The following is a 13,146-nucleotide window of genomic DNA, read 5'->3' on the forward strand; positions in this document are numbered from 1 at the left end:
ACGTGAGCCGAGGAATGTTCCCCACCCCCCGTTCGCTCTGAGCGATCACGCTCACACACCCCGCGAACACCAGCTGTAATACCCACATGGACACCGCATCTATTACCTCCGCCTGGGTCGCCGGCTGGACCGCCTCCCGAGGCACCGCGCCCGCCGTCGTCGAACCCTGGGGCTACCGGATCCACGTGGGACTGCCCGAGCACCCCTTCCGCCATGTGCTGCCGCACCCGGACGCGGCCTCCGTGGGCGAGCTGTGCGCCGGGATCACCGAGCCGTACGCCTGGCTCAAGGTGATGGCGTCCCCCGAGGAGGTGGCGCCGTGGATCACGGACGACTGGACCATCCCGGACGACCCGGGCTTCATGATGACCAGGAAGCTGGACCCCTCCGCCCGCCCCGCGCCCCCGGAGGGCTACGCGCGGACGACGGAGACCCGGGACGGCGTGATCCGGGTCCGCATCCTGGCCCCCGACGGCACGCTCGCCGCCCGCGGTCAGATCGCCCCCACCGGAGAGACGGCCGTCGCCGACCAGATCGAGACGGACCCGGCGCACCGCCGCCGCGGCCTCGGCGCCAATGTCATGCGCACCCTGGAGGCGGCCGCCGCGCAGGCGGGCGCGGAGACCGGCGTCCTGGCGGCGACCACCGCCGGGATGGCCCTCTACGACTCCCTCGACTGGTACTACCGGGGGCCGCTGACCGGCATCGTCCGCGCGGCTTGAGCCGTTCCGGCCGCACGGAGGGGACCGAGCGGGCATGCTCGGCTCCATGAAGAAGAGGTACGGGGCCGCGGCCCTGCTGGCCGCGGTGATCACCATGGCGGGCTGCGGCCAGGCCCCCGCGACCCCCGCCCCCGCCGCCACCCCGGCGACCGCCACCGAGGAGCCCGCCCCGCAGGCCGTCCTCGTCGAGGTGGTGGTCAGCGGCGGCTTCGCGGGCGTCGACAACAAGCTGGTCGTGCACGAGGACGGCACGTACACCACCCGCACGGGCACCAAGCCGCCGAAGAGCGGCCGCATGACCGAGGCCGAGGTCACCGAGCTCCGCGCCGCCCTGGAGGACCCGGCCTACGCGAAGCTCCCGCCCCGCCCGACCGGCGCCCCGATCGCCGACGGCTTCCAGTACACCCTCACCCACGCCCACCACACCCTGATCGCAGGCGACGGCGAACGCCCACCCGCCCTGAACCGCGTCTTCAAGGCCCTCCCAGACGGCGGCCCCCCGACCGGCCGCTAGGGGAGCCCCCTACGCCCGGATCTCCCCATACTGCCGCCGCAGGAAGTCCCGCACCCGCCCCGGCATGTCCAAGCCCTCGGGGTCGAGGGTCCACTGGATCTGGAGGCCGTCCATGACGGCGAGCTGTTCCCTGCCGACGGCCTCGCAGTCGATGCCGGACCGCAGTTCGCCGCGCTCGACGCACGTCTCCAGGAGTTCGACGGTGTGCTGGAGGACGCGTGCGTAGCGCTCCTTGAAGTACTCGTGGGCGGGGTGCCCGACGTTGCCGGACTCGCCGACGAGGACGTTGAACATGCGGACGATGCCGGGCCGCCGGGTGTTGTCCTCGATCAGGGCGACCAGGGTGTCCACGTACGCGGCGTAGGAATCGGGCTCTTCGCTGAAGAGGCGCTCGACGTCGTGCTCCTCGCTCTGCGCGAGGACGGAGAGCAGCAGGTCCTCCTTGCTGCGGAAGTGGTGCAGCAGGCCGCCCTGGGTGATGCCGCAGTCGTTGGCGATCCGGGCGAGCGAAGAGGCATGGAATCCCCATCGCCCGAAGTGCTCGACGGCGGTGTCGAGGATCTTGAGGCGCCGCGCGTCACCGACCGCGTAGCTGCCCCGACCTGCGTTCTTGCGCCCCGCCGACCCCTCGCTCGCCACCATGCCGACACCCTAACCAAGCCCCGCGCCCAGCCCGCTCACCCTGTGACCCACGCCACACTCCACAAACCTAGTAGGTACTCGGTTTTCGCGCTTAGCCTGGCCGTCCGATCAGTGACGCAAGAGCAGGTACGGACATGCACCCCTACCAGGACCCCACCCGCCCGGTCGCCGAGCGCGTCGAGGACCTCCTCTCCCGGATGACCCTGGAGGAGAAGGCCGGACAGCTCTTCCACTCCATGCTGATGATGAATCCGGACGGCACCCCGGTGACCGAGACGGACGGCTCGATGCTGGAGTTCACGACTCCGGAGCTCATCGAGGGCCTCGGGCTCACCCACTTCAACCTGCTCGGCAGCTACGGCGCCCGCGAGATGGCCCAGTGGCACAACGCGATCCAGGAGATGGCCGCCGCCACCCGGCTCGGCATCCCGGTCTCGCTCTCCACGGACCCCCGGCACGCGTTCACCGACAACATCGGCGCGTCCTTCAACTCCGGCGCCTTCTCCGCCTGGCCCGAGGCCCTCGGCCTGGCCGCGATCCGCGACCCGGAGCTGGTCTTCCGCTTCGCCGACACCGTGCGCCGCGAGTACCTCTCGGTCGGCTTCCGCACGGCCCTGCACCCGCAGATCGACCTCGCCACCGAGCCCCGCTGGTCCCGCCAGTCCGGCACCTTCGGCTCCGACGCCGCCCTCACCGGCGAACTCGTCCGCGCCTACGTCCTGGGCCTCCAGGGCGAGGAGCTCGGCCCGGACTCGGTCGCCGCGATGGTCAAGCACTTCCCGGGCGGCGGCCCGCAGAAGGACGGCGAGGACCCGCACTTCCCGCACGGCAAGGAGCAGATCTACCCCGGCGGCCTGCGCGAGCACCACCTGGAGCCCTTCAAGGCCGCCATCGCCGCCGGCTGCTCGCAGATGATGCCGTACTACGGCCAGCCCGTCGGCACCGACTGGGAAGAGGTCGGCTTCGGCTTCAACCGGGGCGTCATCCAGGGCCTCCTGCGCGACGAGCTCGGCTTCACCGGCATCGTCTGCACCGACTGGGGCCTGCTCAACGACGGCGAGATCTTCGGCGAGATGCACGAGGCGCGCGCCTGGGGCGTCGAGCACCTGAGCGTCGCCGAGCGCGCGGCGAAGGCGCTGGACGCGGGCGCGGACCAGTTCGGCGGCGAGGAGTGCCCCGAGGTGATCGTGGAGCTGGTGCGCTCGGGCCGCGTCGCCGAGTCCCGTATCGACGCCTCCGTACGCCGTCTGCTGCGCGAGAAGTTCGTCCTCGGCCTCTTCGACGAGCGCCGGTACGTCGACCCCGACGAGGCCGCGGAGACCGTCGGCCGCGCCGACTTCACCGCCCTGGGCGCGGCCGCCCAGCGCCGCTCCCTCACCGTCCTCACCGACGGCCCGCTCCCCCTCAAGGGCAAGCCCCGCCTGTACGTGGAGAACGTCGACCCCGCCGCGGCGGCGGCCTACGGCGAGATCGTGGCCGAACCGGCCGACGCGGAGCTGGCGATCCTCCGCCTGCGCACCCCGTTCGAGGAGCGCCCGAACAAGTTCGAGTCGTTCTTCCACTCGGGCTCACTGGCCTTCCCCGACGCGGAGCTGGCCCGCGTCCTCGACCTCCTCAGGACCGTGCCCACCATCGTGTGCGTCAATCTGGAGCGCCCCGCCGTCCTCCCGGAGATCGCGGGGCACGCGGCGGCCCTGCTCGCCGACTACGGGGCGAGCGACGAGGCCCTGCTGGACGTGGTCTTCGGCCGGGCGAAGCCGGAGGGGCGGCTCCCCTTCGAGCTGCCGCGCTCCATGGCGGCCGTGGAGGCCTCGCGACCGGACGTCCCCAACGACACGGTGGACCCGGTCTTCCCGTACGGCCACGGCCTGGAGATCTGAGCCGACCGCCACACCACGCACCGCCGCACGACACCCATAGACCGCGGGGCTCCTGACGCTGCCCCGCGCCCGATCCGGGGCCCTCCCGTGGGGGGCAGGGCCCCGGATCGCCTTTTAGCCGCCGTATGCCATGCACATGACAGGAAGGGACATCCTCATGCGCACGTACCTCGCCCTCACCGCCGCGGCGACCGCACTCCTCGCCGCCGGCGCCACGGCCTACGCGGTCACCCCCGCCGCGCCCACCGCCCCGCACAGCCCCCTCGCCGGCCTCCGCGTCCTCATCTCCAACGACGACTCCATGCAGGCCGCCAAGGCGAGCAACTCCGACGGCCTCGGCCTCTACGAGCTGCGCCGCGCGATGTGCGCCGCCGGCGCGGACGTCGTCGTGATGGCCCCCTGGCAGGTCCAGTCCGGCAAGGGCACCGCCGTCACCAACGGCGGCGTGGTCACCGCCCAGCGCCGCACCGCCCTGCCCGCCGGTTACGAGGACGACTGCGCGGCCGCCCCCTCCCAGGGCGCGGTCTTCGGCGTCTGCCTCGCCGCGGGCCCCTGCGGCAAGGACACCCCGAGCGCCACCCCCGCCGACACCGTGAAGCTGGCCCTGCGCGGCGGCCTGAGAGCGAAGGTCGGCTGGAAGGAGGCCCCGGACGTGGTCCTCACCGGCATCAACTCCGGCCCGAACGTCGCGGCCAGCGTCAACGACTCGGGCACGGTCGGCGCCGCCGTCGCGGCGATCGACCAGGGCGTCCCGGCCGTCGCGTTCTCCTCCTCCGGCGACGAGAGCAACACCTTCTTCCCGCGCGAGAACTACCGCGCCAACGCCGAGTTCGGCGCCCGCTTCATCGCGGGCCTCAAGGCGCGCTCCCTGCTCACCCCGGACTTCGCGCTCAAGGTCGACTACCCGGACGTGAGCACCGGACAGCCCGCGAAGCCCCCGGTGTGGACGCGGGTCGGCGACAGCGCCGTGGTCTACCACGCCTTCGAGCAGCGCGGCACGAGCGACTCCTTCGACATCGCGCTCGGCCTGTGCCCGTACGACGGCGGCGGCGAGGGCGAGTGCGCGGAGGGCCGCAAGGACGCGGACTCGGTCTGGCTGCTCGACAAGGGCCACATCACGGTCGCCCCGATCACCTGGGACCGCACCTACGGCACCCCGGTCGACTCGCGCCGCACCCTGAACCTGATCGAGCGGTACGTCCGGCACGAGGCGCCGCGCTCCTAGGGGGGCGGGTCCGGCGCGCCGCGCTCCTAGGGCGCGTCCGACGCGCCGCGCGCGGACGAGCCCACCGTGATCCTGCACACGGACCCCACCGCGTACCCCCGCGGCTCCCCCGGCCCGCCGGGCACCCTCCGCCGGGACACCGTCCACCGCCCGCGGGCGGCCGTCGCCGAGGGCACCGAATCCCGGCGCCCGCCCCGTGGTTGGCGGCCCGCGCGGGCCGGCCTGGCCCGGTCCCGGCGTGGCCGGATCCCCGCCGTCCGGCCCCCGCGACCACCCGCCGATTTCGAAGGGTCGTTGCGGAATGCCGGATTCAGCGGGGTACCGACCGAAGAGCTCCGCGTTGCCCGGGGCGTCCCCGACGCGGTCCGCCCCGGCGTCCGGCCTGCGTAGCCGGGACGCCGCCGGTACCTCTAGGCTGCTGAGCCGACATCGGCGACACGAGGCGGGGCTATGGAGCAGACACACACCACTCACCACGGTGCGGCGCCCACTCCGGGGGCCCAGCGGCGCGTCCTGGTCGTCGAGGACGACGCCACGATCGTGGAGGCGATCTCCGCGCGGCTGCGGGCGGAGGGCTTCCTCGTGCAGACGGCGACCGACGGCCCCGCCGCCGTCGACGCGGCGGAGGCCTGGCAGCCGGACCTGATGGTCCTCGACGTGATGCTGCCCGGCTTCGACGGCCTGGAGGTCTGCCGCCGGGTCCAGGCCCAGCGCCCCGTCCCGGTCCTGATGCTCACGGCCCGTGACGACGAGACGGACATGCTGGTCGGTCTGGGCGTCGGCGCCGACGACTACATGACGAAGCCGTTCTCGATGCGGGAGCTGGCCGCCCGGGTGCACGTCCTGCTGCGCCGGGTGGAGCGCGCCGCGCTCGCGGCGGTCACGCCCCGCAGCGGCATCCTGCGCCTGGGCGAGCTGGAGATCGACCACGCGCAGCGCCGGGTCCGGGTCAGGGCCGACGACGTGCATCTGACGCCGACCGAGTTCGACCTGCTGGTCTGTCTGGCGAACACGCCCCGCGCGGTGCTCTCCCGCGAGCAGCTCCTGGCGGAGGTGTGGGACTGGGCGGACGCCTCCGGCACCCGGACCGTGGACAGCCACATCAAGGCGCTGCGCCGGAAGATCGGCGCCGAGCGCATCCGTACGGTGCACGGCGTCGGCTACGCGCTGGAGACCCCGGCGCCGTGACCCGGCCGAGGCGGGACGCCGGCGACCGCCCCGGGCGGAAGCGCGAGCGGCACCGGATAGTCATCTCGATCAAGACCAAGCTGGGCGCGCTGGTGGTCGGGGCGGTCCTGCTGACCTCCTGCCTGGCGCTGGTCGCGATCCGCACCTCGACCGAGTTCCGCTACATCACGATCTTCGCGATGATCGCGACCCTGCTGATCACCCAGTTCGTGGCGCAGTCGCTGACCGCGCCGCTGGACGAGATGAACACGGTGGCGGGCTCGATCTCGCGCGGCGACTTCAGCCGCCGGGTGCGCGGCGCGGACCGCCGTGACGAGCTGGGCGACCTGGCGTCGACGATCAACCGCATGGCGGACGACCTGGAGGCCGTGGACCGGCACCGCAAGGAGCTGGTGGCGAACGTCTCGCACGAGCTGCGCACCCCGATCGCCGCGCTCCGCGCGGTGCTGGAGAACGTGGTGGACGGGGTCTCCGAGGCCGATCCGGAGACGATGCGGACGGCCCTGAAGCAGACCGAGCGGCTCGGCCGCCTGGTGGAGACGCTGCTCGACCTGTCACGGCTCGACAACGGTGTCGTGGCGCTCAGGACCCGCCGTTTCGAGGTCTGGCCGTACCTCTCCGGCGTGCTGCGGGAGGCGAACCTGGCGGCCTCTCAGCGCGGCCTGACCACCAGCTCCGGGCTGCACAACCGTACGGACGTCCATCTGCACCTGGACGTGTCGCCGCCGGAGCTGACCGCCCTCGCCGACGCGGAGCGGCTGCACCAGGTGATGGCGAACCTGATCGACAACGCGGTGAAGCACTCGCCGCCGCACGGCCGGGTGACGGTACGGGCCCGGCGCGGCCCGTTCCCGGACTCGCTGGAGGTCGAGGTCGAGGACGAGGGCCCGGGCATTCCGGAGGCGGAGCGGCACAAGGTCTTCGAGCGCTTCAACCGGGGGCTCGTCCCCACCCAGCACGGTCCCGGCAGCGACGGCGGCACGGGGCTCGGCCTCGCCATCGCGCGCTGGGCGGTGGATCTGCACGGCGGTCACATCGGCGTGGCCGAATCGTCACGTGGATGCCGGATCAGGCTCACTCTTCCGGGCAGCTTTCCCACCCGGGATTGACGTAGGGTTCGAACCGGAAGCAGGCGTTCTGCGTGTACCCGTACGAGCACTCGTACGAGAGACCCGCGTGACGTGGTCAGGAACAGGTCAGGGATGCGCCCCCGGGGGGCCGCACCCGCACTTTCCCGTACCCGTACGAGGGCAGAACCACGCTTGTTTCCCGCCATTCATGGCACTGAAACACCCCGTCAAGTGTGACTTGCGCGACGTTGGAGTGCCCGGCCTGCACCTCCCGGCCAGGGAGGCGTAGCCTTTATTTCCGCTGTCCATCACCTTGTGAAGCGGAAGAGGGCGGTTGCCGCCGTGTCGTCTCAGTCCCCCAGTACCCCGAGCTCCCCGACCGACCAAAGCGGGCAGGGAAAGTCTCCTGCCGCCGCCTTCGGTGCCAATGAGTGGCTCGTCGACGAGATCTACCAGCAGTACCTCCAGGACCCGAATTCGGTCGATCGTGCCTGGTGGGACTTCTTCGCCGACTACAAGCCCGGTGCCGCGGAGACCTCCGCCGCCCCGGCCGCCACCACCCCCACCGCGCCCGTGGCGCCGCAGAGTGGCCCCGCACAGGCCGCGCCTGCCGCTCCGGCCGCCTCGGTGCCCGCGCCGGCCCCGGCCCCCGTGAAGCCCGCCCCGGCGGCTCCCGTGGCGCCCGCCCCGGCTCCGGCGCCCGCGAAGCCCGCCGCCGCGGCTCCGGCCCCGGCGCCCGCGAAGGCCAAGGAGGCCACCGAGGCCCCCGCAGGCCCCGAGCTGATCACGCTGCGCGGCCCGGCCGCCGCGGTCGCGAAGAACATGAACGCCTCCCTGGAGGTGCCGACGGCCACGTCCGTCCGCGCCGTCCCGGTGAAGCTGCTCTTCGACAACCGGATCGTGATCAACAACCACCTGAAGCGCGCCCGGGGCGGGAAGATCTCCTTCACCCACCTCATCGGCTACGCGATGGTGCAGGCGATCAAGGCCATGCCGTCGATGAACTACTCCTTCGCGGAGAAGGACGGCAAGCCGACCCTGGTCAAGCCGGAGCACGTGAACTTCGGCCTGGCGATCGACCTGGTGAAGCCCAACGGCGACCGCCAGCTCGTCGTCGCCGGCATCAAGAAGGCCGAGACGCTCAACTTCTTCGAGTTCTGGCAGGCGTACGAGGACATCGTGAAGCGGGCCCGCGTGGGCAAGCTGACGATGGACGACTTCAGCGGCGTCACGGTCTCCCTGACCAACCCCGGCGGCCTCGGCACCGTCCACTCCGTGCCGCGTCTGATGCCCGGACAGTCGGTCATCATGGGCGTCGGCTCGATGGACTACCCGGCCGAGTTCCAGGGCACCAGCCAGGACACCCTGAACAAGCTGGGCATCTCGAAGGTCATGACCCTGACCTCGACCTACGACCACCGGGTCATCCAGGGTGCCGCCTCCGGCGAGTTCCTGCGGATCGTCGCCAACCTCCTCCTCGGCGAGGACGGCTTCTACGACGACGTCTTCAAGTCGCTGCGCATCCCCTACGAGCCGGTCCGCTGGCTCCGCGACATCGACGCCTCGCACGACGACGACGTCACCAAGGCGGCGCGCGTCTTCGAGCTGATCCACTCCTACCGGGTCCGCGGCCACGTCATGGCCGACACCGACCCGCTGGAGTACAAGCAGCGCAAGCACCCCGACCTGGACATCACCGAGCACGGCCTCACCCTGTGGGACCTGGAGCGCGAGTTCGCGGTCGGCGGCTTCGCCGGCAAGTCGATGATGAAGCTCCGCGACATCCTCGGCGTGCTCCGCGACTCGTACTGCCGCACCACCGGCGTCGAGTTCATGCACATCCAGGACCCGAAGCAGCGCAAGTGGATCCAGGACCGCGTGGAGCGCCCGCACGCCCGCGTGGAGCGCGAGGAGCAGCTGCGCATCCTGCGCCGGCTGAACGCGGCGGAGGCCTTCGAGACCTTCCTGCAGACCAAGTACGTCGGCCAGAAGCGCTTCTCCCTGGAGGGCGGCGAGTCCGTCATCCCGCTGCTCGACGCGGTCATCGACTCGGCCGCCGAGTCGCGCCTCGACGAGGTCGTCATCGGCATGGCCCACCGCGGCCGCCTGAACGTCCTCGCGAACATCGTCGGCAAGTCGTACGCGCAGATCTTCCGCGAGTTCGAGGGCAACCTCGACCCGAAGTCGATGCACGGCTCCGGCGACGTGAAGTACCACCTGGGCGCCACCGGCACCTTCACCGGTCTCGACGGCGAGCAGATCACGGTCTCCCTGGCCGCCAACCCCTCGCACCTGGAGGCGGTCGACCCGGTCCTGGAAGGCATCGTCCGCGCCAAGCAGGACGTCATCAACAAGGGCGGCACGGACTTCACCGTCCTGCCGGTCGCCCTCCACGGTGACGCGGCCTTCGCGGGCCAGGGCGTCGTGGCCGAGACGCTGAACATGTCGCAGCTGCGCGGCTACCGCACCGGCGGCACGGTCCACATCGTCATCAACAACCAGGTCGGCTTCACCGCCGCCCCGGAGTCCTCGCGTTCCTCGATGTACGCGACCGACGTGGCCCGCATGATCGAGGCGCCGATCTTCCACGTGAACGGCGACGACCCGGAGGCCGTGGTCCGCGTCGCGCGGCTCGCCTTCGAGTTCCGCCAGACGTTCAACAAGGACGTCGTGATCGACCTCATCTGCTACCGCCGCCGCGGTCACAACGAGGGCGACAACCCGCAGTTCACCAACCCGCAGATGTACACCCTGATCGACAAGAAGCGCTCGGTGCGCAAGCTGTACACCGAGTCGCTGATCGGTCGCGGCGACATCACCCTGGAAGAGGCGGAGCAGGCGCTCCAGGACTTCCAGGGCCAGCTGGAGAAGGTCTTCGCGGAGGTCCGCGAGGCCACCGCCGCCCCGGCGTCCCCGCAGGTCCCGGACGCCAAGCCCGCGTTCCCGGTCGCCGTGACCACCGCGGTCTCCGCGGAGGTCGTGAAGCGGATCGCCGAGTCGCAGGTGACCATCCCGGAGCGGGTGACGGTCCACCCGCGCCTGATGCCGCAGATGCAGCGCCGCGCGGCCTCGATCGACGACGGCACCATCGACTGGGGCTTCGGCGAGACCCTCGCCATCGGCTCGCTGCTGATGGAGGGCACCCCGGTCCGCCTGTCGGGCCAGGACTCCCGCCGCGGCACCTTCGGTCAGCGCCACGCGGTCCTGGTGGACCAGGAGACCGGCGAGGACTACACCCCGCTGCTCTACCTGACCGAGGACCAGGCCCACTACAACGTCTACGACTCGCTGCTCAGCGAGTACGCGGCGATGGGCTTCGAGTACGGCTACTCGCTGGCCCGCCCGGACTCCCTGGTCGTCTGGGAGGCCCAGTTCGGTGACTTCGTCAACGGCGCGCAGACCGTCGTCGACGAGTTCATCTCCTCGGCCGAGCAGAAGTGGGGCCAGACGTCCGGCGTCACGCTCCTGCTCCCGCACGGCTACGAGGGCCAGGGCCCGGACCACTCGTCCGCGCGTCCCGAGCGCTTCCTCCAGATGTGCGCCCAGGACAACATGACGGTCGCCATGCCGACGCTGCCGTCGAACTACTTCCACCTCCTGCGCTGGCAGGTCCACAACCCGCACCACAAGCCGCTCATCGTCTTCACCCCGAAGTCGATGCTGCGTCTGAAGGCCGCGGCGTCCAAGGTGGAGGAGTTCACCACCGGCGGCTTCCGCCCGGTGATCGGCGACGAGACGGTCAACCCGGCGGACGTCCGCAAGGTCGTCTTCTGCGCGGGCAAGGTCTACTACGACCTGGAGGCCGAGCGTCAGAAGCGCGGTGACACGGAGACCGCGATCATCCGTCTGGAGCGCCTGTACCCGCTGCCGGGTGCCGAGCTCCAGGCCGAGATCGCCAAGTACCCGAACGCCGCGAAGTACATCTGGGCCCAGGAGGAGCCGGCGAACCAGGGTGCCTGGCCGTTCATCGCGCTCAACCTGATCGACCACCTGGACCTGGCGGTCGGCGCGGACATCCCGGCGGGCGAGCGCCTGCGCCGGATCTCCCGCCCGCACTCCTCGTCCCCGGCGGTCGGCTCGGCCAAGCGCCACCAGGCCGAGCAGGCGCAGCTGGTCGCGGAGGTCTTCGACGCCTGAGTCGAGTCCCAGCACCGAGAGGCCCGGCACCCCGCGTGGGGTGCCGGGCCTCCGGCGTGTGCGCCGACGGTACGGGCCTCAGCCCAGATTGGCCTCGAAGTCCCAGTACGGCCGGTTGCGCTGACGCGCCGACAGCGTGTGCGGGTGCTGGGCGCCCAGGGTCCGGGTGAGGGTGAGCAGGGCGTCCTCCTCCAGCTTCCCGGCCTCCTCGGTCTCCCGCAGCCCCCGCAGATCGGTCGCGAGCGCCACCTGGCAGGACAGGGTGAGCGGGTGCTCGCTGCCGAGGGTGTGCCGGGCCCGGCGCAGGGTCTCCCGGCTGAGCTCGGCGGCGTCGTTGACCCGGCCGTTGAAGTTGCGGGCGGCGGTGGTGTTGAGGGCGCAGCCGATGACCCAGGGGTGGTCCGGTCCGAGGGACGAGGTGAGACCGGCCAGCGCGCCCTCCAGGATCGCCAGGGCGTCGGCGCGTTCCCCGGCGGCCTGGAGGACGAGCGCGGTGTTGGCGAAGACGCCGGTGGCGACGGGGTGGGCGGGGCCGAGGAGCGCGCGGTAGCCGGCCTCCGCCTCGTGGATCAGCTCCCTCGCGTGGTCGAGGTCCCCGTGTTCGCGCAGGTAGTTGGCGTAGTTGTTGATGGACGAGAGGGTCGTGTAGTGCCCTCGGCCGTGCACCTGCTCCATCTGTTCGAGCAGGCTGGCCATGGTCGCCCCCAGGTCCTGCTGGAAGCCGCCCTCCCGGCGGCGGCACAGGGCGAGCTGGGCGCGGGCGTAGAGGGTGTTCAGGTGCTGGGGGCCGAGGACCTGGACGTGGAAGCGGACGTTGGCCTCCTGCCGGGCCAGCGCCTCGCGGTAGTTGCCGAGCAGGCGGAGGTCCTGGGCGACGGCGTTGCTGGTGTTGAGGGTGTGCGAGTGCCGGGTGCCGAGGGCGCCCTCGCTGCGGGCGAAGGAGGCGATGTCCTGCTCGTACGCCTCCTTGAAGCGTCCGAGCATCCGCAGGACGACTCCCAGGTTGTGACCGGCGACGAGGGTGAGGAACTCGTTCTCGCCGAGCAGCCGCTGGGCCTCCGCGAAGGATTCCCGCTGGATGCGTTCCGACTCCTGGTACTGGCCGAGGAAGCGCAGGTCGCTGGCGATGGAGATGGCGGACCTGAGGGAGCCGAGGGCGTCCCGGGGTGAGGCCTCGTCGAGCCGGTCGCGGACGGCGAGATCGAGCTCGTACGCCTCCCGGAAGCGGCCGAAGGCGCGCAGGATGTAGCTCTCCTGGGTGGTGAGCTCCTGCATCTCGGCACTGACCGGGTCCATGAAGCCGGACCAGTTCGCCCGGATCTTCTCGGCCAGTCGGATGCCGGCCCGGAACTCGGCGCTGCGGAAGCAGTAGCGCAGGCAGTTGAGGACGGCGGTCTGGACGCGCGGGTTGCGGCTGGCGAGGGCGCCCGAGGGCTCCAGGTGGGGCAGCAGCTCGGCGTACCGGGGCCAGTGCCGGCTGTCCATGGGGTTGCCGGGGTCGGCCTCGGCGAGCAGGGTGCGGACGGCCTTGCGGTGCGCCTCGCGGTGTTCGCCGTCGGTGAGCCGGGCGACGATGTCGTGGACGAGCCGGTGCATGTGCACGGACTCCTGGTGCGGTCCCATCTCGACGCTGGCCACCGGGCCGCGAGCCTCGCGGCTCAGCACCGAGTAGTTGACCAGGGTGTCCAGGGCGCGGTTCCAGGCGGGCAGGTCGGTGACCATCCAGCGCAGGTCCTCGGGGAGGTCGGCCTGGGGGTAGGCGCGGACG

9 protein-coding genes are annotated in these 13,146 nt (G+C 71.6%); 7 read left to right on the forward strand and 2 right to left on the reverse strand.

Going from position 1 to position 13,146, the window contains the following annotated elements:
* Nucleotides 1-86: 86 nt before the first annotated feature.
* Both ABTZ54_RS34260 and ABTZ54_RS34265 read left to right on the forward strand, forming a co-directional pair.
* Nucleotides 87-722 carry a GNAT family N-acetyltransferase gene (locus tag ABTZ54_RS34260; protein WP_351671383.1) on the forward strand — a complete coding sequence of 212 codons (636 nt, stop codon included), beginning with the start codon at nucleotides 87-89 and terminating at the stop codon, nucleotides 720-722.
* A 46-nt stretch (nucleotides 723-768) separates the two neighbouring features.
* On the forward strand, nucleotides 769-1,236 hold the full coding sequence (locus ABTZ54_RS34265) for a hypothetical protein (RefSeq protein ID WP_351671386.1): 468 nt from the start codon (nucleotides 769-771) through the stop codon (nucleotides 1,234-1,236).
* Between the two features lie 9 nt (nucleotides 1,237-1,245).
* Here ABTZ54_RS34265 and ABTZ54_RS34270 read toward each other — a convergent pair whose 3' ends face one another.
* The gene (locus ABTZ54_RS34270; RefSeq protein ID WP_351671389.1) at nucleotides 1,246-1,878 is read right to left on the reverse strand and encodes a TetR/AcrR family transcriptional regulator; all 633 of its coding nucleotides are present in this window, start codon (nucleotides 1,876-1,878) and stop codon (nucleotides 1,246-1,248) included.
* Nucleotides 1,879-2,012: 134 nt separating this feature from the next.
* Here ABTZ54_RS34270 and ABTZ54_RS34275 point away from each other — a divergent pair, with 134 nt between their 5' ends.
* The 5 genes from ABTZ54_RS34275 (at nucleotide 2,013) to ABTZ54_RS34295 (ending at nucleotide 11,378) form a co-directional block, all read left to right on the forward strand.
* The gene (locus ABTZ54_RS34275; RefSeq protein ID WP_351671392.1) at nucleotides 2,013-3,758 is read left to right on the forward strand and encodes a glycoside hydrolase family 3 protein; all 1,746 of its coding nucleotides are present in this window, start codon (nucleotides 2,013-2,015) and stop codon (nucleotides 3,756-3,758) included.
* A gap of 136 nt (nucleotides 3,759-3,894) precedes the next feature.
* Entirely contained in the window at nucleotides 3,895-4,983 is a 1,089-nt protein-coding gene (gene surE / locus ABTZ54_RS34280) for a 5'/3'-nucleotidase SurE (protein WP_351671395.1), read from the forward strand.
* 450 nt (nucleotides 4,984-5,433) lie between these two features.
* Nucleotides 5,434-6,171 carry a response regulator transcription factor gene (locus tag ABTZ54_RS34285; RefSeq protein ID WP_351671398.1) on the forward strand — a complete coding sequence of 246 codons (738 nt, stop codon included), beginning with the start codon at nucleotides 5,434-5,436 and terminating at the stop codon, nucleotides 6,169-6,171.
* Between the two features lie 56 nt (nucleotides 6,172-6,227).
* Complete coding sequence (locus tag ABTZ54_RS34290; protein ID WP_351671407.1) at nucleotides 6,228-7,280, forward strand: HAMP domain-containing sensor histidine kinase; 1,053 nt, start codon at nucleotides 6,228-6,230, stop codon at nucleotides 7,278-7,280.
* A 303-nt stretch (nucleotides 7,281-7,583) separates the two neighbouring features.
* On the forward strand, nucleotides 7,584-11,378 hold the full coding sequence (locus ABTZ54_RS34295) for a multifunctional oxoglutarate decarboxylase/oxoglutarate dehydrogenase thiamine pyrophosphate-binding subunit/dihydrolipoyllysine-residue succinyltransferase subunit (protein ID WP_351671401.1): 3,795 nt from the start codon (nucleotides 7,584-7,586) through the stop codon (nucleotides 11,376-11,378).
* Between the two features lie 78 nt (nucleotides 11,379-11,456).
* On the opposite strand, the gene fxsT is transcribed toward ABTZ54_RS34295, so the two are convergent.
* The coding region (fxsT, locus tag ABTZ54_RS34300; protein ID WP_351671404.1) for an FxSxx-COOH system tetratricopeptide repeat protein at nucleotides 11,457-13,146 on the reverse strand (1,690 nt) is incomplete at its 5' end.

Origin of the sequence: Streptomyces sp. NPDC094032 (genome assembly GCF_040303965.1) — a bacterium.
Classification (GTDB): domain Bacteria; phylum Actinomycetota; class Actinomycetes; order Streptomycetales; family Streptomycetaceae; genus Streptomyces.